Below are 21327 nucleotides of genomic sequence, written 5' to 3' on the forward strand. Positions count from 1 at the left end.
AATTACTCCCCCAATGCCCAATGCCCTAATAAAATTATGAGAAAACTTTACTTCCTACTTCCCGGTACAGATAGCAAATTTGCCTGTGGTGGTCTTTGGGCTGAGTTAAAAGCACTTAATCTAGCCCAGAATTTCTGTAGTGCTGATGTTGTAACTTACCGTCAACGCGAAAAAGATAAGCTTTTTATTGATGATGTGCTAAAAGAGAAAAATTTAAATGATGTAATTTTTGCGATCAGTTGGGGATTTGATATAGCTCAACTCGTGGCTAAACTTAAGCAATACAATGTCGTTTACCATGCACATAGTGCAGGTTATCCATTTAGACTACCTGCAAGTATTCCAATCATGACTGTTAGCCGCTATACAATGGGATATTGGGGAGAAAAATCACCCAATTCTCTGATTTATTATTTGCCCAATCAAATTTCTGATGAGTTTCAAAATTTAGGTTTGGAACGGGATATTGATGTTTTAGTTCAAGCTCGGAAGTCTTCTGAGTATTTAATTAAAGAATTGATTCCAGCGTTGCAAAAACGTTGTAAAGTATTGGTTGTTGACTCATACATAGAGGATTTACCTGGACTATTCAACCGAGCTAAGGTTTACCTCTATGATTCTGCTGAGTACTGGGCACAACAGCGTGTTAGTGAAGGATTTGGTCTACAACCAATGGAAGCTCTTGCTTGTGGCTGTCAAGTATTTTCTAGTGTCAATGGTGGACTGGCTGATTACTTAGATCCTGGATTTAATTGCTATAAAATTGCTGGATATTCCCAAGAGTATGATGTCCAACGTATTTTGAAAGTGATTGAATCTTCAGTAAATTTTAGCTTGTCTGAAGAATTTTTTGTTGAGCATCGAACTGAAAATATTATTAAGCGTTTCCAAGTTATTTTGGATGAATTAAATGAGTTTTTTGACCATAAAATACAGCAGCCATCTAATATTAAGGATTTGACTAAAATACGTATGGCAAAATTACTCGCTCAGAAGATATATGGGAAGCTGAAGAAGAAATATTTTAAGTAATAAAAACGTAGCGGCTTGCCGCAGGCTACCGCAGAGGCGCTGAGAATACAGAGAGAATACAGAGAAAAGAGAGGAAGTTGGATGAGTCGGCGGTTATTAGTTACTGGGGGTGCGGGGTTTATTGGGGCGAATTTTGTGCATCACTGGTGTCAGGTTTATCCAGACGATCGCGTGGTAGTGTTAGATGCTCTTACCTACGCGGGGAATCGCCTGAATTTGGCGCTGGTTGAGGGTGGAGAGAATTTTCGGTTTGTGCAGGGGGATATTTGCGATCGCACCCTCATAGACAATCTATTATCAACGGAAAATATTGATACCATCGCCCATTTGGCCGCTGAATCTCATGTCGATCGTTCGATTCTTGGGCCAGCTGCTTTTGTGCAAACTAATGTGGTCGGAACTTTCACTCTCCTAGAAGCTTTTCGGCAACATTGGGAAGCAAAAGCACAGCCATCTGATTATTGTTTCCTGCACGTTTCTACTGATGAAGTCTACGGTAGCCTGGGCAAAGATGACGCAGCTTTTTGTGAAACCACACCCTACGCTCCCAATAGTCCCTATTCAGCTTCAAAAGCAAGTAGCGATCATTTAGTTCGGGCTTATTATCATACTTATCAACTTCCAACTATTATCACAAATTGCTCTAATAACTACGGGCCTTATCAGTTTCCCGAAAAGCTAATTCCCCTGATGTGTATCAACACTTTGATAGGGAAACCATTACCTGTTTATGGCGATGGTAAAAATGTCCGCGATTGGCTTTATGTGGGCGATCATTGCCGTGCTTTAGATGTCGTAATCAATCATGGTCAACCAGGAGAAACGTACAATATTGGTGGCAATAATGAAGTAGAAAATATTAATCTCGTCCAACTTTTATGTCAAATGATGGATGAATTAGCACCTAATTTACCAGTACATCCAGCAAAGCAGTTGATTACTTTTGTCAAAGATAGACAGGGACATGATAGGAGATATGCAATTAATGCGAACAAAATTAAAACTCAGCTTGGTTGGACACCTTCAGTAACAATTGCTGAGGGTTTACGTTTAACTGTTGAATGGTATCTCGATCGTCGTGATTGGTGGGAACCTCTGCTGTCTGCGGAATATCAAGCTTACTATCGCAAAAATTATCTGTAAAATAATCACCTAAAATTGGATTAATTCCATTAGTGACAAGTTAAAAACAAGTGCTGACATAAGTAATTTCTGTAAATTTATGAATAAAAACTTATCTAATGCTATAGGACTCATATTTGATTGCGTGAAAAAAACTCAGTACACCTTATATTCCTTCTTCCCAGTCCCCAGTCCCCAGTCCCCAGTCCCCAGTCTGTGATGCAAGTGGTTATTACCAGGTGGGTGGTTGGGCAACGGCAGAACATCTCCGGTTTCGGCTTTGCGCTGCAACCACAGGTTGATCGTGTTGCGGCTGATGTTGAAAAGTTCACTGGCTTCACTTTTCTTCAATCCATCTAACTCGATGGATTGGATCGCCATAAGAGTGGAAGTCGTAACTGTAGGGTTTAGCCATAGCAAATCAGACGAGAGCAGGTCATAAGAATACTTCTAGTCTATGTCCTAGATAGACTAGACGGTTGCTATAACTTAATTGATAAAATATTCTCCAATTTTTAATTTTTTCTTCTTATCTAACGGTGTGCATGAATGCCAGGGGCATACGCCTCAATTACTTTGCCAGTGCGAGTGCAACTAATCATCAAATAATCGCAACTTGGACATTGTGTCCGAGTTAATTGACTATCAAAAATATAATAACGCTCTGCATGACTACCACAATTTGGGCAGTAAATATTTTGTACTGTCTGCATTTTAAAACCCCTGGTTGTAATTATTTTTTATTTGGTAAAGCTACTAGTTAAACCAGGAAAAAATCTGGTTCGACCCAACTTAACAAACTGCTGTAATATTGACCGATTATTTTAAACAAAATTTCAGATTTGATAACTTTGTTATATCTTTATCTATTATTCTATAATTTAAGTGATTTTACCCTCCCACTTTAGATACATAAATTGTTTTTTAATTAAATCCTGTTTAGAGATTTACTGATCCCTATGATTAATGCCTTGAGAGAGCCTTGTTTATAGTCATTTCAGACGAATATAAAAAAAGCCGTTCTTGTATTCAAAAATGAAAACACATAAATTACTGTATATTTAGTAACAAAATCTCTATCTTAAGATTTAGTTAATATTTGCCGATCGGATTTATCAGATGAAATTCTAGTGAGATATTTAATTAAAACTACCAAACTTCATGAGGAGCGGCTTCCTTTGGTCGAAACTTCGGGAGCCGCTCAAAGTTCTCTCCAATGCTAGTAATTAAACCCGAATCTTAGTACAGCAAAATTTAGCATCCTTTTGATAACCGGTTTGTTTTTAACATCTTGGAAGTCCCTTATGGGAACATATATAGCGATTCTCGTTTTGGTGCAGTACAGTTTTGACCTCTCTCCTCTTAGGAGAGAGGCTTTGAATCTTACTCCCCAACGCTAGCTCTTAAGGGGTTGGGGTTAGGTCTGTATTGGACTCAACTGCAAACCGCTATATAGGGATTCTCGTTTCCGTGAGATACACCCACAGGGGTACGGTATGCTGTGCGTTTACACCTTGCAGTATAATGTTGTATCTCATCTGAATGGGAACCGCTATCAAGGCTCACTACCTTTCGATTACCCAATTCCTAGTCCCCAATCTCAGTTCAAGGTGAGAACGGCAGTTGTCACTTCAAGCAGGATGAAAATAATCGTAAATTTCTTGAGCCAAACGCGGCCCAATTCCTGCTACTTCAGCGAGTTGCGTGGTTGTCGCTTGCCGAATGTAATCAACTGAGCGAAAATGCCCTAGTAGCTGCTTTTGTCGATGATGTCCTAAGCCAGGAATTTCATCTAAACGCGATCGCTTCAATTTATCACTGCGTTGCTGACGATGGAAACTCACTGCAAACCGATGCGCTTCATCCCTCAGCCGCCGCAATAGCTGTACCCCTGGTTGTTCTGCATCAGTTGTCAAGGGTTTAGATTCTCCTGGTAAAAAAATCTCTTCTCGCTGCTTTGCTAAACTTACAACTCGCAAGTCTTCTAATAAATTCATCTCTTGCAAAACGGCGACAACTGATGATAACTGACCTTTACCACCATCGATCATGATTAAATCAGGCCAGTCAGGATTACCCAAACGTGTTAATTGCTGATCTTCCCCATATTTACGGAACCGCCGCTGGATGACTTCAGCAAGACTAGCAAAATCATCTGAGTGTCCTGCTGTCACCGTGGGATTTTTAATTTTGTAGTGGCGATAATGCTGTTTTGCGGGTAATCCGTCGATAAACACAACTTGCGAAGCTACAGCATTTGACCCTTGAATATGGGAAATGTCATAACCTTCAATGCGGTGGGGTACATCTGGTAAATCGAGGATGGCGGCTAAATCTTGCATTGCTTGGTGATTGCGATCGCCAAATTTCTGCATTCTTTGCAATTCATACTGAGCATTTCGCTCAACCATCTCAATTAATTCTGCCTTAGTTTGGCGTAAAGGAGTCAAAATCGTGACTTTTTTTCCTTTACGTTGAGTTAAGACATCCGCCAATATCTCCGCATCTGGTAACTCATGCTGTACTAAAATTTCTAAGGGTATTTCCACGGAGTCAGCAGTTTGATAATGTTCCTCTAAAGCTCGTTGTAAAATAGCTCCCGGTTCTGCGTGAGTATCCGCCACAAAGGCTAAACGTCCTACCAATTGCCCAGCGCGAATCTGAAATAATTGAATGCAGGCGTGCTGTTCGTCGGCTGCCAGTGCGATCGCATCCCGTGAAACAGTATCATCTGGTAACGAAACTTTTTGGTCGGCTGTCAACGACTTTAACCCAGAAATTTGATCGCGAATCCGCGCCGCTGACTCAAAATTCAAGTTCTCAGCAGCTGCGTTCATCTGTTGAGTCAAAATATCAATCAGTTCCTGAGTTCGACCTTGAAAAACCATCGCTATTTTTTGGACAATTTTGCGATATTCTTCTGGTGAAATCATCTGTTGACACACACCCGGACAACGCCCTAAATCAAAATTCAAGCAAGGGCGGTCTTTAAAAAGTGGTTGAGGTCGTTGTCGTTGTGGGAAGATGCGCTTGCAGATGCGGACAATTTCTCGCAATAAACCAGCATCAGTATAAGGGCCGTAAAATTTATCCTTTTCTTTACCGAATTGGCGTTTACGGGTAATAAAAATTCGCGGATAATCTTCTGACCAAGTAATGCAGAGATAGGGATATTTTTTATCATCTTTGAGCAACACGTTAAAGTATGGCTGGTGCTGCTTGATCAAATTGGCTTCTAGCGCTAAAGCTTCGGCTTCTGTATCAGTAACGATGAATTCAATTTCTGTCACCAACTTGACCATCGTGGCGATACGTTCACTCTTGTTGTAGCCATCCCGGAAATAGGAACGGACACGCGATCGCAACTTACGTGATTTACCTATATATATAATGCGATCGCTCCCGTCCCGCATGAAATAAATTCCCGGTTCCGGTGGAATTTCGGCTAGACGGTTTTCTAGTCGTTCTGGCTCTTTAACCAGTGGTAATATTTGAGTAGATATTGTCACAACCAAAATTAGGTAATCTTTCTCTATTTTAAGAAAAATTATTTTTTCGTGCCGATTTAACAAATTATTTATCAAGTAAATATAAAGTAGCAGTCATGAATGGCATATACCAAAACAGATGAAAGAGAGGCTGGGGACTAGCGAAGAATAATAACTCCTAACTCAGCACGGGCTAAACGCCCCGTTGGCGCAGCCTCTCGTAGAGAAGAAAGCTAACAGCACGGGACAAGCCCTACCTACCCGCCAACAGCATCAATCCAGGTAGGCTTAGTCTGCACAAAGAGAAGTCTGCTGTAGTCACTTATAACGGTTTACAGTTGAGTCCAATACAGACCTAACCCCCAACCCCTTCCCTAGCAAGGAAGGCGAGTAAAATTCAAAGCCTTTCTCCTCTTAGGAGAGAGGAATGGAAGTGAGGTCAAAACTGTACTGCACTCAAACGAGAACCGCCATATTCGGCTTTCAAGCTAGAGGTTCGCAAGAAAACTTACTGCAAGCATTAGAACTTTGAAACCGACGAGAGTTTGTCTAGCTGCGACCTTAGTCATTGGCTGCTACTGTCAGAATAAAAACTTTGCTTTTTGAATTTATAATTAATATTTTTAAATTGATAAAATTTTATTATTTGAAACTTTATATTTTAGAGTAGATGATAATATTTTTGGATTAATTTATATTTTTATTAATAAATAATTTGCTTGTTTATTGCTTGTATAAATATTACATAAAATTTTTATTTATTGATACTATTTATGTTTATTTATTGAAATTATAATATTAAGCAAATCAACGGATTTAGTCAGTTAAATTTACGATTATGATTGAGAATATATTTATTATGATGATTTCAGACGAGAACTAAATTATGAATTTACAAGATTTTGAAATCCAGTATCGTGAGGCTATGGCTGAAACTCTCAATGAACTGCAAACAGCAGTTTTATTATTAGCGCAAGTACAACAGAAAATTTTAACAATTGGCAGTTCTGTACAAACTCTTAGCGAGTGCGTTGAAGAGTTTATTGCTGACCAAAAAGCGGAATAAATACACGCCCAGCAAAAAAGTTTATCTGTGCCGACAAGTAAATTGTTCTTCAATTGCAAGGATGAGATCCTTGAGTTTTAAAGGTTTGACAAAATAGCTGCGTGCGCCCAAACTCAGAGCTAGTTCTTGATCTGCTTTAAAAGCAAAGGCTGAAACCACAATGATAGGTATTTTTGACAAATCAGGTTTTTGCTGGACTTGTTTTAAGAGTGAATAACCGTCAATATCTGGCAATTTCAAGTCCAATAACATTAAATCTGGCTCGAATTTCTCAATGGTTGAGAAAAAAGCAGAGCCTTCTGATAAACTTTGTACTTCATACCCACAGTAACTTAGATAGTCACTAAGTAACATCCGATTGAGGTAATGGTCTTCAACTAGCAAAATTCGTCTAACTTTGTGTGACTGCAATGGCTGATTTATATTGAATAATTGTACTGTCATTGCTACCTATTATCTGATGCTCTTGATGAAAAATCAACAATTATTACCATAAACTAAAACAGTAGTGCATTTAAACAGTGAAACAAATAAAAATTGTACTTATGTAATCTAATCAAATATCTGAATAAATAAATTTAGCTGCACTCCAATCCTTTAATAATAGTATCATTTAAGGATAATTCAATAAAAATTTAAGCTTTTTTTACGAATTTTTTATAATTTAGAGTATTAAGTTAACATCTGTTTTACAAATTTAATTGCCTAACTTTTATGAGTAAAACTACTTAAGTAATACTGAAACTAATACTATGGGAATTGCCCTTCTTAAAGATGTAAGGATAAGTAATACCATTGTACGATATCCATATTGCAAACAAATAAAGTTGGTAGGGGTATACAGATATAAAATCTTGCAACCGATTTATTTTTTGCAAATATTTTTAGAAACACTATAACTTAGAAGATTAAATTATTTTCTAGCTGCAAGAAAATATTCATCAAAAAAGGGAGATGTTATATTAGCTCCCTTACTTATTTGTAGTTTTTAACCCACAATTTTGAATAGATGCTTTTTTAAATTTGCATTGCGTTCGTTATAAAGACGCCAGCAAACCGAACATTACTGATGGTTCTTGAACTGAACTTGAAGGAGATATATCCAGGTATGTTCCAAGTGTAATATGCATTGTTGCTCATCAGAGGCTGTAATTCCTGACACAGTAGGGTTAAAGCTGTAAGCGTAGTAGGTTTGACCACAAGTAACTACAATAGACTGATCCAAAAATTAGGTTTTTATCCTTGCTATACAAGACTTTTATACTCATTTGCGGATAAGTCTAATAATACAGAAAAAACATTAAAAGTAAAAAAAAGGAGCAATTTTGCTCCTTTACTTATTTTTTGGAATGGAAACCGGAGTTTCAACCAGAGACTTTTTTTAACTTGCGTTGTGCAACAAAGATACCAGCAACACCTAAAATACCAAATACTACTGAGGGTTCTGGTACTGAGTGAGGGACATACTTAGGTGTTCTCCAAGTATAAATCGCACTGTAAGATACACCATCATCAGAAGCAGTAATACCGGATGCAGTGGGGTTAAAGCTATAGGCATAGTAAGTTTGACCACCAGTAACTACTTTAGCAATCTCACTAGCCGCAATTTCACCTTCATATGCATCTAATGCAACTTGCAGAGTCAGTATATCTTTAAATGATGTGAGTTGAGAAATTTGACCCGGTAGTTGATTTTTGAGAGTATTCAGTTGAGAGATTTGACCTGGTAGTGTCACATTTTTGAAAGTGTTCAAGTCAGTAATTTGACCCGTCAGTTGAGTTTTAGTGGTATTCAGTTGAGAGATTTGACTCGTCAGTTGAGTTTTGCTGGTATTTAGTGGAGTGATTTGACCTGTAAGTTGAGTTTTGCTGGTATTTAATTGAGTGATTTGATTCGTCAGTTGAGTTTTGCTGGTATTTAGTGGAGTGATTTGATCCGTCAGTTGAGTTTTGGTGATATTTAGTGCAGCGATTTGACTCGTCAGTGTTTGCCTTTTTACTGCATTGGCTAGAGTGTTAGGAGTTGTATCCAGTTGTTTTTGCAGTGATGTAATTTGTCCAACAGTTGTGTCCAGTTGTTTTTGCAGTGGTGCAATTTGTCCAACAGTTGTGTTCAGTTGTGTTTGCAGTGGTGCAATTTGTCCGGGAATTGCGTCCAGTTGTGTTTGCAGTGGTGCAATTTGTCCAACAGTTGTGTTCAGTTGTGTTTGCAGTGATGCAATTTGTCCGGGAATTGCGTCCAGTTGTGTTTGCAGTGGTACAATTTGTCCGGGAATTGCATCCAGTTTTGTTTGCAGTGGTGCAATTTGTCCGGAAATTGCGTTCAGTTGTGTTTGTAGCTGTGGAATTAAACTTTCAACTTGTGAAAGGGTTGGTGAAGTTGTTTGTTGAGAAAACTGTGATTTAATTGCATTCCACTTTTCATCAACCTTAGTAGAAATAGTTGTTGCAAGTTTAGTCTTTACATCCAAGTGACCAACCAACTTCAGTTCCACACCGCCATTCTGACCGAATTGGAAACCACCAATGTTAGGATCTCCCATTCCTAAAGAAGGAAAATAACTAGTTACTAGTGATTTGCTCTCAGCTGAAAACCCGTTCCATACTGATTGAAATGGTGTGTAGCTACTTAATAAATCGCCTAACCATTGGGAACCAAAACTATTCCAGTCATTAGCAGTGACACTGCTAACGGTGGCTTTGTAGCTTCCTTTTGTCGCGGTGAAGCCAACGTTAGAATCTGGGGTTTCGCTACTATACCAAAGCTCGACGTTAGAGCTGGGGTCGTTATCTGTCAAAGCTTTGATGGCAGCTTTAGTACCATCTTGTGCATTCCCGTTAATGAAGGTACCATTTGAGCCACCAGTGTAAGTGTTAATTTCTCCATTATTATCGAAGCTAAAAGATGTAGCGTGTGCTGGAGCAGTGGCAAGAGCGCTCACACCAATAGCCATTGAGGCACCAATTACAAGTTTCTGAAAAGTCATTTTCATTGTTTTCAAGTCTCTGTCAGTTTAGAAGTTAAGTTTTAAACTACTGCCGTTTTTAGGCTTGGGCTGTCTTGACTACAGGCTTTTTGGCAATACAGTTGCTTAAAAGTACGACCTGCATTGTTAGCCGTCTTTGGTATCTGAGCGTACAAACCCAGTTTAAGAAACGGGGAGACTTGATTGGGTAAAGTTACTGCTGATTATCAATAAAAAGATGAAGAATGTTTTGAGAGTTTTATACGTTTAATTACATATTTAAGATAAAATATGTAGTTATAAAAGTTACATTTAATTTTTTTTTTAATTTCTGTACAATACGGTGATTGGTAGGGATGCACAAATGTGCGCCCCTACCGCGTGTTCTATTGGTAAACTTTGCCGCCAAAAATCCTTGGCGTTCAGCTTGAGAAGAAATTTAATGAAGAAACTCAGCCATTCTTTCTACAGCAATTTCTAACAAAGGTGGCTCATGCACCAAGGCAAAACGGACATATCCCTCTCCAGATTTGCCAAAGCCAGCACCGGGAGAAACTGCTACACCAGTTTGTTTGACTAGCTGGGAACAAAATTCTACAGAGTTTTCACTCCAAGGTGAGGGCAATTTTGCCCAGATGTACATTGTGGCTTGGGGAGTGGGAACATTCCAGCCAATGCGGTGTAAAGCCCTGATGAAAGCATCACGCCGCCCCTGGAAGGTAGTAACAGCAGATTTTACGCCAGCTTGAGGGCCAGTTAGGGCAGCGATCGCACCATTCAAAATCCCCTGATACTGATTAAAATCAACGGCGGCTTTTACCTGGCGTAAGGCGTTAATTAACTGGGCATTACCGATGGCATAGCCAATGCGGAAACCGCCCATATTGTAGGACTTGGAAAGGGTGAAAAATTCAATCGAGACGCTTTTTTCTGGATCGGCTTGCAGAATTGAAGGGACTAGGCATGGGGTATGGGGCATTAGTGATTCTCCCCTGCTCCCTTTTCCCCATTCCCCAGTTTCTCCAAATACCAAATCTACGTAGGGGAAATCGTGAACCAGCACGAGATTGTGTTTTTGACAGAAGGCGACAGCTTCTTGGAAGAAAGATAAAGGTGCGATCGCAGCGGTGGGATTATGAGGATAACTTAAGACCATCATCCGCGACTGAGCCAAGACTGGGGCAGGAATATCAGCAAACACTGGTAAAAAACCATTTTCTGCCAGTAGTGGCATCGGGTAGATTTGACCACTGGCTAGGTAGACTCCCCCAGCATGGGAAGGATAACCTGGATCGAGCAACAGGGCAAAATCTCCTGGATTGAGTATTGCTAGGGGTAAATGGGCTGTGCCTTCCTGAGAACCAATCAGAGGTAGTACCTCAGTTTGAGGATCGACTTTGATACCAAATTTTTGTTCGTACCAGTTGGCTGCGGCTTCGCGGAATTTTTGGGTACCGTTAAACAACAGATAGCCGTGGGTACTGCGATCGCCAAGAGATTGGGCGATCGCCTCAATGACATGGGCCTCGGCTGGTAAATCAGAAGACCCCAAGGATAAATCAATTACCTCTCGTCCAGCGGCCAAAGCGACTGCCTTGGCTCTGTCCATATCAGCAAATACATTCGATTTTAGGGGTTGTAAACGTTTTGCAAACTGTATGTTAGTCATTAGTCATTAGTCATTAGTCATTGGTCATTGGTCATTTGCTATGAACTATGAACTATTGACTAATTACTCTTTAAGTGGGTATCTAGGAGAGCAAATAATTTCTCTTTGCCGATGACTCCCTCGGTGGATATCAAAACCTCCTGGTCTTGAAATAGTCTGAGGGCGGGTACACCTTCCACTTGATACTGCTTAACAGTGAGTGGGTTGGGGTCAATTTCCATTTTAACGACTTTGAGGCGATCGCTATATTCGCTGGCAGCTGAGTTAATCGCGGGCGACATCAATTGACAAGGCCCACACCAGGAAGCCCAAAAATAAACTAATACAGGCTGCTCGGCTTTTAACACTTCGGTTTCAAACTCAGCATCGGTTATGGTGATTACAGCCTTACTCATTGCAGTCTCCATCGGGTGGCATCAAAGTTGGCACACACAATACTTTATCCCAAAGTCGTCAATAGTCGATAATCAATAATTCATAGTTATTAGGATTGTTAACTATTGACTTATGACGTAAAATCCCACAGCCAACAGGTGTGGGACTAGCTTAAATAAGTTTTCTGTCAATTTTACAGTTGATCCAATTGCTTGCGTAGGGAATCCAACTCGGCATCAACCACCTCATTAGATTTAGGAGCAGTGGTTTCTTGTTGCGGTGGCAGTTGGGCTTGACTTTGTGGAGTGGCGGGTGGTAGCATTTGCGCTTTCAAGGCTGCTAATTCATCATCAACATCGTTACTACCTTCCAATCGGGCAAATTGGCTTTCTAAATTTTCACCTGCCATTTCTCCTAGTGCCTGGGCCCGTGATTCTTGCATCAAGACTTTTTCTTCCATCCGCTCGAAGGCAGACATTGCACTACTGGTATTCATCCCACGCACCATGCCTTGGAGTTGCTCTTGGGCTTTGGCAGTGGTAATTCTAGCTCTGAGCATTTCTTTCTTGGTCTTAGCCTCAGAAATTTTGCTTTCCAGCTGGATTAAATTGCGCTTGAGGGTTTCAACTTGGGTACTTTGGGTATCTAAACTAGCTTTCAGGGCTGTGCTGGTATCCGTATAAGTTTTCTTGCGCTCTAGAGCTTGTCGTGCTAAGTTTTCATCACCTTTTTGTAGCGCCAGTTGGGCATTGCGTTGCCACTTATTGATTTCATTTTGGGCATCATTATACTGTTTCTCACTGCGTTTTTGAGCGGCGATCGTTTGGGCTACTCCCTGACGCAGCTGCACCAAGTCTTCCTGCATTTCCAGGATGGCTTGCTCTAGCATTTTTTCGGGGTCTTCGGCTTTGTTAACCAGGTCGTTGAGGTTAGAACTAACTACTCGCTTAATGCGATCGAATAATCCCATAACTTTGTTTTTCCTTGTGTGATTTACGCTTTTTCTTGGACAGTTAGCTTTTTTACTTTTTTATAGCTACCTATTTCAATGTAATCTTTCCAGTTGGAATCAGTACCTCCTAACAACTCTTAATTGTTAAGATATCGCCAAACTGGGTTAATTAGTTGAACTTCAAGAATCCTGAGTTTTGGGTAACTGCTGTTGGGGAGGCTGTGCTGTCTTTTGGTCCTCAGTTAGGAGACTTTTGTGCTGTGTGTTTTCTGACTGCTTGAAAACCTGCACCTTCATCGCTGCCAATTCAGTATCTACATCATTAGATTCCAAAGAAGTAAATTGTGTTTCCAAGTCGTCGCTACTAAGTTGAGCTATGGCTTCTGATTGAGCTTCTATCTGTGAAACTTTTTCTTCCATGCGCTCAAAGGCACTTAGACTGTTAGTAGCAGAAACTCCGCCGAGCATTTCCTGGAGGCGATAAGAAGCTTCAGCAGAACGGGCGCGGGCAATATACATATCTTTTTTAGTTTTTGCCTCGGAAATTTTTAACTCTAGCGATCGCATATCCTTTTTTAGCCTAGCGACTATCTCGTTTTGCTGCTCTATCTGCGAAAAGAGGGCTGTAGTGGTTTCTTTATAGGCTTGGCGCTTAGTCAAAGCTTCGCGTGCTAGAGGTTCGTTGCCTTGTTGCAGAGCCAATTGAGCGCGACGATACCATTCTTCCGTTTGAGACTGGGCAGCCGCTGCCTGTCTTTCAGTGCGTTTCTGAGTAGCGATCGCTTGTGCTACACCCTGCCGCAACTGCACCAGATTTTCCTGCATCTCCAGGACAGCTTGCTCCAAAATCTTTTCTGGATCTTCTGCACCACCGACCAAACTATTGAGATTAGCGCGAATCACCCGCAGGATACGCTTGATTAATTCCATGTCGGCTCTCCATTCACGAAATCCAGTGCTAAGTGCTGTTAGCGGTAGCGGGGCGTTTAGCCCGTGCTGAGTGCTGAGTCCTGAGTCCTGAGTCAATGAGTGCTGTTAACACTCATTGACTCAGGACTGTTATCTCATGGTATCGTAGATTTTTGCAATTTATGGCTGCTGAACTCGTGCCTTGATTCCCTTCGCTTCTAACAGTTTCATCTGTTGTTTTACTTGCTCTTTAGTTTTAAAAGCACCCAGATAAATCAATTCTTTGTTAGGCGATAAATAAGCATCAGGAATTACTTGCCGTGCTGAGGCAAAAGCTGCGCCTTTATTATCGATCACGACATGATAAAACCCATCTGTTCCTGGTTTGATTTCTGCATTTGGCTGTGGTGAGGTTGCGATTGGCTTGGGCGAGGTTTTTGTCGGTGAAGTGGGAGGTAAATTTAAGGAAGGCAAGGATTGTAATGTCGGTATTGGTGCTAAGGCGGTCGGTTTGGTCGGTTTTAGGGCTGTATTGGGGTCAGACAATGCCGCTTGAGGATTTGCGGGGTTTTGGGGAACAACTGGATTAGGCGCTACTGGGGGGGTTGGTTGGACTTTGGGTTTTAAGCCAACTACATCATTGGGATCTCTTACTTCAGGAAACTCTTCAGTAGCTAGATTGGGATATTTGGGTATAGATGTGCTTGGTGGCTGGATTTGAGGTTGGACATTACTGCCAACTTCCACAGTATTTTCTGGTGTAGCAGAGGAGTTGCCGTTAAATAAGTTGCCTAAATTCCATTGGGGCAGGCTTTTAGGATTGAAGACTACATAACCCAAGGTAAGACTCGCCACTAATAGCAGTAACATGGAGCCAATACCCAAAGGTGATAGCAGACTGTCGCTAGAATTCCTTGATTTTTTGGTTTCTGGTTGTTCTTCTGTCAAACTTCGCAGCAGTGCTTCACTAGATTCTAAATAGTCATCTGGGTGCTTGGGGCTATCATCTGGCTGCAAGTGATTTTCGCTTTTAGTATTTTTAACGATTGCTGGCACGATGCTGCTATTAAAGTTGGGTGGGGGTGGTGGAAGTTGAGTTTGTGTTTTAGCTGCATTGGATGTGGAGGACACATTAAGATTATTTAGTTCCTCAATTTTTGCCGTAACTGGTGCTGGGTTCATCTCAGGATTCACAGCTACAGATGCGGGTGGTACATCAATTTTTGCCGTAGGTGGCGCTGAGTTCATCTCAGGATTCACAGGTACAGATGCAGGCGGTACGTTGGTTTTAATTTCCGTTGCTGATGACTGAGTTGCGCCCAATGTTGTCGGAATAGCAGTTAACGGTTGGGGTTGTCCGCTCATGTAACTTGCAACACGGGATTGGTTCGATGACACCAAACCAGTTCGCGTGCGTCGGTATCGAGCTAACTCTTGATCTAGCGGCACCTCTAAACTCGCTAGCGCTGCTGCTAGTGCTGGTTTCAAACCAGGTGTTTTAGACGATTGATGAGTACCGGAGTCGTTCAGGGGGTTTTGAGTCATTGCCTTTGTGCCTCAAACGTAGATTACTGGAATCAACTTTTAGATATATTTTGTGACAATAGTAGCGGAAATTATTTAAATAGATAGAGTGGGCATTGGGGAGCCACTGCGTTGGGCGGCTCTGCCGACTTAAAGCAAGTGGCGTCATGGGGCATGGAGAAGAGACAAGGTAGACGAAGAAGAGGGGGGAGACAAGGGAGAGACTTTTTCAATAATTCCCCGTTGTCCCCCTTGTTCCCTTGTCCCCTCTTAGGGTGGTTTCATACAAGCAAAGAAAAATTAAAACTGGGTTTCAAAGCCTCTCCCTCCGTGGGGGAGAGGAATGGAAGTGAGGGAAAAAGCCATGCCACTTTCACGAGAAATCAAGACTTATGTATTTTTCTTTTTTCGTATGAAACCACCCTGCTTGTTCCCTTGTCCCCTCTGCTCCCCTGCTTTCCACTCTCCCACTCCCCACTCACCACTTTGAATAATGTCGTTGAAATCAATTAATGATGTTTTAAGGATTCTGGAAAAGCAGGCTAAATGGCAGGAGCAACCATTTCAACGCCTGCTCAAGTGTTGGGCAGAAGTTGTTGGCCCAGTGGTTGCTGCAAATACTCGACCATTGTCGATTCAGCGCGATGTTTTGTCGGTAGCAACTTCTAGTGCTGCTTGGGCGCAAAACCTGACTTTTGGTCGCACATCTCTACTTTTAAAGTTGAATAAAAAGCTGCCAACGCTTTTAGTTGATATTCGCTTCTCTACTGCTGGCTGGCAGAATCCGTCAGTGGAGAGAAAACAGCAACAATCGATTTCGCCCCATGAGCATCCCAGTTACCTTGGTGATGAGATTAACCGCTCTGATGCTACACCCACTAAAGATGTAAATGCAGCTTTTGGACATTGGACGAAGATCGTACGATCGCGATCGCATGGACTACCCCTTTGTCCCCAGTGTCAATCTCCCACCCCACCCGGTGAACTCCAACGCTGGCAAGTCTGTTCTGTCTGTGCTGCTAAACAGTTTTCAAAACAAAATAGTTGAGCGATTATTCGTTGAGCAGAATTTATCCTGACAAACTTGCTGCGATCGCATAAAATAGTTCTGATTCTTGAGAAAAAACATATTTTACTGCTAAGATATGCCGAACGTGGTATGTAAAGCAGACTATTTATTTGGAATTATATGCCTTAAGGATGGCTTAAGGAGGAAATTAAAAGGCTAGATAAATCAAAAGCTTTAGTTTTAGTCTTGATCCCTAATAAGTTTTAGCCCAAATCTATAGGGAAGCACTATCAAGATTATTTAAATATATAACAAGATTATAAAAATATCCTGAAGTTTATTTTTTCCTTGGGATCGCTGAAACCTATATAAAATAATGACTTTTTGGCTTTTCTCCGTCTTTATATATAGAAGCAAAATATAAAGATGAAATTCAGCCAGAAACGGCACTAAAGATGAATCCAAATGAAACCTATTAAATTTTTAGCATCTGCCTGTAAATATTGCCGTCATTACCAGCCAGAAGGTCGCCGTGGCGGAACGTGCCAGCTGTTGGGTGCACCAGTTCAAGCAACTTGGAAGGCTTGCTCTTTGGCACTTCCACCTTTTGCACCTTCTTGGGAAACCTTGGAAGATGCTTGGGGTTTACCAGATGCAGCGCCAGTTTTAACATCTTGTCAATCTCTAGCCTCAGATTTAGACAATGCTGCTCTTGCCCCTATAGAGGAAATAACTGCTTCTATATCTGAACAGGTAAAGACTAAAGCAGTGGTTATTTAGTCATCCATTATTACTGGACTGAGTTTATAGTCTGCTTTAAATAAGATTTGTTTTTAAGATTTTTAGTGCTGTAAAAGTTGATATCTACAAAAATCGCACCCTTTAGTGAGGTGCGATTTTTGCAATTCTACTAAGGCAACCAAGGAAAAGAGCGAAAATCTGGTGGACGCTTTTCGAGAAAGGCTTGTTTACCTTCAGACCCCTCTTCTGTCATGTAATAAAGTAGGGTGGCGTTGCCAGCGAGTTCTTGTAAACCAGCTTGTCCGTCACAATCAGCGTTGAAGGCGGCTTTAAGACACCGAATTGCGATCGGACTTTTTTCTAAAATCTCCTGCGCCCATTGAATACCTTCCGCTTCTAGTTGTTCGACTGGGACGACACAATTAATTAAACCCATTTCTAGAGCTTGTTGGGCATCATATTGGCGGCAGAGAAACCAAATTTCTCTAGCTTTTTTTTGTCCCACGATGCGGGCAAGATAGCTGGCTCCAAAACCACCGTCGAAACTGCCGACTTTCGGGCCAGTCTGTCCGAAAATGGCGTTATCGGCAGCGATGGTAAGGTCGCAAATTAAGTGTAGGACGTGTCCACCACCGATCGCATATCCAGCTACTAAAGCAATCACCACTTTCGGCATCGAACGAATCAGCCGTTGTAAGTCCAGTACATTCAACCGAGGGATGCCAGTATCATCCACATAACCCGCATGTCCCCGCACGCTTTGATCGCCACCAGAACAGAAGGCATATTTGCCATCAGTGTGTGGACCATATCCAGTAAATAGGACAACACCAATAGTAGTATCTTCACGAACATTACAGAAAGCGTCGTACAGTTCAAAGACGGTTTCAGGACGGAAAGCATTACGTTTATGGGGACGGTTGATGGTGATTTTTGCAATGCCATCAGTTTTTTGATACAGAATATCTTCGTAGGTTTTGGCAGTTTGCCAGTTAATTTGCATTGGTATGGAGTGCGCTGTTGCTTTGAGAATTTTATCGCGGACGTAGGGACAAGCGATACCTGCGGTGGGCTACGCCTACGCTAAAATTGGTATCTCAAGCCTTTACAATCTGGTTCTGGGTGTTGAGGAATAAAAATGCGACGTGACACCATCTTCTACAAATTATTTAAGCAATTTCCTCTTTTGCTATTTGAATTAGTAGATGAACCACCCCCAGAAGCGGAAAACTATCAGTTTGAATCAGTTGAGGTGAAAGAAACGGCATTTCGGATTGATGGAGTGTTTTTACCTCCCGCAAATGCAGTTTCCAAAACCGTCTTTTTTGCAGAAGTGCAGTTTCAGAAGGACGAAGACTTATATCACCGCTTCTTTAGCGAATTGTTTTTGTTTATCTACCGCCACTCTATTCGTTACAATGACTGGTTTGGAGTCATAATTTTTGGTTCTCGCAGCCTGGAACCTTCTAACTCAACGATTCACCGCGCTTTGTTGGAAAGTGGTCAAGTTAGGCGGGTTTATCTGGATGAGTTGGGGGATTTGCGACAACAACCTTTGGGATTAGGTTTGATGTTGCTGACAAATGTTACTTCGGAAACGGAAGCAATTGAAGGAGCGCGGTTTTTGCTGGAGCAAGCACGGCAACAATCGGAGCAAGCGATAATAGATTTGGTGACGACGATTATCGTCTACAAGTTTTCTACCTTAAGTCGAGAGGAGATTGCAGCGATGTTGGGATTGAATTTGGAAGAACCACGGGCTATTCGGGAAGCGAAGGAAGAAGGAGAAAGAAAAATCGTTTTACGACAATTAAACCGGCGCGTGGGTAATATTCCTGATGCGCTTCTGTTCCAGATTCAAGGGTTATCGGTGGAACAGTTGGAAGCTTTAGGTGATGCTTTGTTAGATTTCTCCTCTCTTGCTGACTTAGAAGGGTGGTTACAAGGTGAAGTAAGCGGGTAAGTTTCACCCACAGATCAGAGGAGGAGAGCGATCGCACTCAGGTAAAATTCTTATAGCTACAAATCTGAAGTGAAAAAGCATTTGCAGCTTTGATGAATGTAAAGCTGGAAGACACGCGGGTATATCAGGAAGTGGTGGAAGAAAGAGTGCGATCGCTCGTCCTGCGACTGTTAAAACGACTATTTAGTGAAATTGCTGAGGAACGTTGGAAGCGTTAGCTTTGGCGTTGTTGGAATTGAGATTGCGATCGCTGACTCAAGTATTGACAAGACCTATCAGCACTCGTTACATGAGAGAGAAAGAGGCGAGAAAATATGAAGAAAGTATTTCCTAAAATCAAAACTGATGAAGAATTAGAAAGTTTACTAGATGAGGATTTGTCAGATTATCTTCATACTGATAACTTTAAGCCCGTTACTTTTGAATTTCAGCCTAAAGACAAAACTATAAATCTCAGAGTGCCACAGGAAATGCTAGAAACAGTTAAAACTGTCTCTAAAAAAGAAGGTATTCCCTACCAAAAGTATATCCGAAGGGCAATAGAAAGGTCTTTAGGTGAATAAGTACTTAAAATTATGTTGCCGAACTATCTGTACTGTTTCTAAGTTTTTGCCCATACCTAACGAAATAGTTAAATTGCAATATCTTCAGCAAACTTCCTTAAATTTTCCTGTCGCCACTTTGCATCTGCTTTGCGATTTGTCCGCAACTCTAAAACCTGAATTCCTGTAGTTGGGAGCGGGTTTAATCTTTGTTGCAACTGCTCCCAAGAAATAATCAATTCATGCTGCACATTATAAGTAGCGCACAACTGAGCAAAATTAATATCCTGGGGAGTACCAAAAAACTCTTCAAATGGTGGGTCAAATTTGGCAATGGGTAACATTTCAAAAATACCACCGCCATTGTTGTTAACTAATACAATCGTCAGATGTCCCACAAATTTATTGCGGATTAAAAAACCATTGGTGTCATGCAACAGAGCTAAATCTCCTGTTAACATCACACTACTTTGCTGGCGATGGGCAATTCCTAAAGCTGTGGATAATGTGCCATCAATGCCATTTGCACCCCGGTTAAAGTACGATCGCACTCCTAAATTATTCGGTTTCCAGAAATATTCCACATCCCGCACAGGCATACTATTGGCAATAAACAGAGGTGTTCCTGGCGGTAAAATTTGAGAAATTAACCAAGCTGCTTTACTCTCAATGACTTCATCTATTTTCCCCATCGTTTGGTCAACAACTAACCTGACTTTAGCTTCCGCATCACACCATTGCTGCAAATAGTCTGAGGAGAAAGATAAATTTATCTCCTCTGCTTTTATGTCTTCTACAGATATCCGTAAATGCGTCGTCCTCCCGTGCAAAGGGTCGAGGTTTTGATCACTCTTGTCAATTACCCAGCGTCGCGGTTGCGTTGCATCTATCCAGGTACGTAGTTCTTTACTCGTAGGCATTTCTCCTACCTGAATCACCATTTCGGGCGCTAACTGCTTTGCTAGTTGCTGATTTCGCAAAATTAGGTCATAAGTGGAAATTAAATAGGGGTTGAGTTCGGCATAATTTCTGACTGGGGAGAGTCCCTCAGCTAGCACGGGCCATTTGAGAGTTTGGGAAATTTGGGCGATCGCTCTACAATATTCCTGTGGTTGCTGCGGTTGGGCAACACCAGCGATAATAATGCCGCGATCGCATTCCTTCCATTCTTTGGGCATTGGGCATGGGGAATGGGGAATGGGGAATGGGTTTGTTATTGCTGCGAAAAAGTTTTCTGGGTGAAACTGCGATCGCAAATACCTCAAATCAGTTCCATCAGGAACAGGTGCTAAGGGATCGCGAAAGGGAATATTCAAATGTACTGGCCCCTTTGTAGGAGTTTGCGCTCTTTCCCAGCTATGAATTACCGTTTGTCGCAGATAAGCTAGCATTCCCAGATCGGCGGAAGGTAAGGCTAACTCTGTTTGCCAATTTGGGTAGTTTCCATATAATCTCAATTGATCTATAGTTTGCCCAGAGTGACAATCTCGCAATTCTGGAGGTCTATCGGTGGTTAATATCAACAGTGGGACGCGACTATATAAGGCTTCGATTACTGCTGAATAAAAATTTGCTCCTGCTGTACCAGAGGTGCAAACTAATACTACAGGTCGTCCGGTTGCTTTAGCTTGTCCCAAGGCAAAAAAGGCGGCGGAACGTTCATCGAGAATGGAAATCGCTTCAATTTCAGGTGCTTGTTGAGCAAAGGCGATCGCTAAGGGTGTAGAGCGCGATCCGGGACAAATGATGGCACAAGTCAATCCCAACCGCTTTAGAGTCTCTGTTAAAATATAAGCCCAAAGTTGATTAACATTCCTATAAGCGATCGGCATTAAATCAAACATAGCTATAAAACAATCTTAAATTTTAGATTTTGTCTAGGGAAATTCAATTTAAAATCCATCAATGCAGTGTTGGGTTCCATCACCGCCACGCGAGTTTCTGGAAAAGAAAATCTCCAAGCAAACTT

20 protein-coding genes and 1 pseudogene are annotated in these 21327 nt (G+C 41.5%); 9 read left to right on the plus strand and 12 right to left on the minus strand.

Going from position 1 to position 21327, the window contains the following annotated elements:
* Nucleotides 1–36: 36 nt before the first annotated feature.
* Both V7K41_RS20110 and rfbB read left to right on the plus strand, forming a co-directional pair.
* Complete coding sequence (locus V7K41_RS20110) at nt 37–1032, plus strand: glycosyltransferase (protein WP_334850979.1); 996 nt, start codon at nt 37–39, stop codon at nt 1030–1032.
* A gap of 81 nt (nt 1033–1113) precedes the next feature.
* On the plus strand, nt 1114–2175 hold the full coding sequence (gene rfbB / locus V7K41_RS20115) for a dTDP-glucose 4,6-dehydratase (protein ID WP_334850981.1): 1062 nt from the start codon (nt 1114–1116) through the stop codon (nt 2173–2175).
* A gap of 188 nt (nt 2176–2363) precedes the next feature.
* Here the strand turns inward: rfbB and V7K41_RS20120 are convergent.
* The 3 genes and pseudogenes from V7K41_RS20120 to uvrC form a co-directional block, all read right to left on the minus strand.
* Nucleotides 2364–2569: pseudogene (locus V7K41_RS20120) on the minus strand (IS630 family transposase); the annotation flags it as partial.
* 118 nt (nt 2570–2687) lie between these two features.
* On the minus strand, nt 2688–2867 hold the full coding sequence (locus V7K41_RS20125; RefSeq protein WP_334850983.1) for a replication restart DNA helicase PriA: 180 nt from the start codon (nt 2865–2867) through the stop codon (nt 2688–2690).
* 918 nt (nt 2868–3785) lie between these two features.
* Entirely contained in the window at nt 3786–5663 is a 1878-nt protein-coding gene (gene uvrC / locus V7K41_RS20130) for an excinuclease ABC subunit UvrC (protein WP_334850985.1), read from the minus strand.
* Nucleotides 5664–6528: 865 nt separating this feature from the next.
* Between uvrC and V7K41_RS20135 the strand changes: the two genes are divergently transcribed.
* Complete coding sequence (locus V7K41_RS20135; protein WP_334850987.1) at nt 6529–6708, plus strand: hypothetical protein; 180 nt, start codon at nt 6529–6531, stop codon at nt 6706–6708.
* Between the two features lie 21 nt (nt 6709–6729).
* Here V7K41_RS20135 and V7K41_RS20140 read toward each other — a convergent pair whose 3' ends face one another.
* The 7 genes from V7K41_RS20140 to V7K41_RS20170 form a co-directional block, all read right to left on the minus strand.
* Nucleotides 6730–7152 carry a response regulator gene (locus tag V7K41_RS20140; RefSeq protein ID WP_334850988.1) on the minus strand — a complete coding sequence of 141 codons (423 nt, stop codon included), beginning with the start codon at nt 7150–7152 and terminating at the stop codon, nt 6730–6732.
* Nucleotides 7153–8072: 920 nt separating this feature from the next.
* Nucleotides 8073–9701, minus strand: coding sequence for an NF038130 family PEP-CTERM protein (locus V7K41_RS20145; protein WP_334850990.1), 1629 nt, complete (start codon nt 9699–9701; stop codon nt 8073–8075).
* Nucleotides 9702–10113: 412 nt separating this feature from the next.
* Nucleotides 10114–11343, minus strand: a complete 1230-nt coding sequence (locus V7K41_RS20150; RefSeq protein ID WP_334850992.1) for an LL-diaminopimelate aminotransferase — start codon at nt 11341–11343, stop codon at nt 10114–10116.
* A 59-nt stretch (nt 11344–11402) separates the two neighbouring features.
* On the minus strand, nt 11403–11738 hold the full coding sequence (locus V7K41_RS20155; RefSeq protein WP_334850993.1) for a thioredoxin family protein: 336 nt from the start codon (nt 11736–11738) through the stop codon (nt 11403–11405).
* A 173-nt stretch (nt 11739–11911) separates the two neighbouring features.
* On the minus strand, nt 11912–12688 hold the full coding sequence (locus tag V7K41_RS20160) for a PspA/IM30 family protein (protein ID WP_334850995.1): 777 nt from the start codon (nt 12686–12688) through the stop codon (nt 11912–11914).
* A gap of 162 nt (nt 12689–12850) precedes the next feature.
* The gene (locus tag V7K41_RS20165) at nt 12851–13600 is read right to left on the minus strand and encodes a PspA/IM30 family protein (protein ID WP_334851186.1); all 750 of its coding nucleotides are present in this window, start codon (nt 13598–13600) and stop codon (nt 12851–12853) included.
* Nucleotides 13601–13759: 159 nt separating this feature from the next.
* Entirely contained in the window at nt 13760–15124 is a 1365-nt protein-coding gene (locus tag V7K41_RS20170; protein WP_334850997.1) for a hypothetical protein, read from the minus strand.
* A gap of 472 nt (nt 15125–15596) precedes the next feature.
* On the opposite strand from V7K41_RS20170, the gene V7K41_RS20175 reads away from it, so the two are divergent.
* Both V7K41_RS20175 and V7K41_RS20180 read left to right on the plus strand, forming a co-directional pair.
* On the plus strand, nt 15597–16151 hold the full coding sequence (locus V7K41_RS20175; RefSeq protein WP_334850999.1) for a DUF721 domain-containing protein: 555 nt from the start codon (nt 15597–15599) through the stop codon (nt 16149–16151).
* Nucleotides 16152–16577: 426 nt separating this feature from the next.
* Entirely contained in the window at nt 16578–16892 is a 315-nt protein-coding gene (locus tag V7K41_RS20180; protein ID WP_334851001.1) for a hypothetical protein, read from the plus strand.
* A 130-nt stretch (nt 16893–17022) separates the two neighbouring features.
* Here V7K41_RS20180 and menB read toward each other — a convergent pair whose 3' ends face one another.
* Nucleotides 17023–17856: a 1,4-dihydroxy-2-naphthoyl-CoA synthase gene (gene menB, locus V7K41_RS20185; RefSeq protein WP_334851003.1), complete on the minus strand. Its 834-nt coding sequence runs from the start codon at nt 17854–17856 to the stop codon at nt 17023–17025.
* A 135-nt stretch (nt 17857–17991) separates the two neighbouring features.
* Here menB and V7K41_RS20190 point away from each other — a divergent pair, with 135 nt between their 5' ends.
* The 4 genes from V7K41_RS20190 to V7K41_RS20205 all read left to right on the plus strand — a co-directional run bounded on the left by V7K41_RS20190 (nt 17992) and on the right by V7K41_RS20205 (nt 19379).
* A complete protein-coding gene (locus V7K41_RS20190) occupies nt 17992–18816 on the plus strand; it encodes a DUF2887 domain-containing protein (RefSeq protein ID WP_334851004.1) in 825 nt (274 codons plus the stop codon).
* Between the two features lie 92 nt (nt 18817–18908).
* The gene (locus tag V7K41_RS20195; protein ID WP_334851005.1) at nt 18909–19034 is read left to right on the plus strand and encodes a hypothetical protein; all 126 of its coding nucleotides are present in this window, start codon (nt 18909–18911) and stop codon (nt 19032–19034) included.
* A complete protein-coding gene (locus V7K41_RS20200; RefSeq protein ID WP_334851007.1) occupies nt 19022–19150 on the plus strand; it encodes a hypothetical protein in 129 nt (42 codons plus the stop codon). The genes V7K41_RS20195 and V7K41_RS20200 overlap by 13 nt, the downstream gene beginning before the upstream one ends.
* Nucleotides 19131–19379, plus strand: a complete 249-nt coding sequence (locus V7K41_RS20205) for a CopG family antitoxin (protein WP_334851008.1) — start codon at nt 19131–19133, stop codon at nt 19377–19379. Before V7K41_RS20200 ends, V7K41_RS20205 begins: the two co-directional genes overlap by 20 nt.
* A 68-nt stretch (nt 19380–19447) precedes the next feature.
* Here V7K41_RS20205 and menD read toward each other — a convergent pair whose 3' ends face one another.
* On the minus strand, nt 19448–21202 hold the full coding sequence (gene menD, locus V7K41_RS20210; RefSeq protein ID WP_334851010.1) for a 2-succinyl-5-enolpyruvyl-6-hydroxy-3-cyclohexene-1-carboxylic-acid synthase: 1755 nt from the start codon (nt 21200–21202) through the stop codon (nt 19448–19450).
* Nucleotides 21203–21327: the final 125 nt, after the last annotated feature.

Source organism: Nostoc sp. (assembly GCF_036917415.1).
GTDB lineage: Bacteria > Cyanobacteriota > Cyanobacteriia > Cyanobacteriales > Nostocaceae > Nostoc.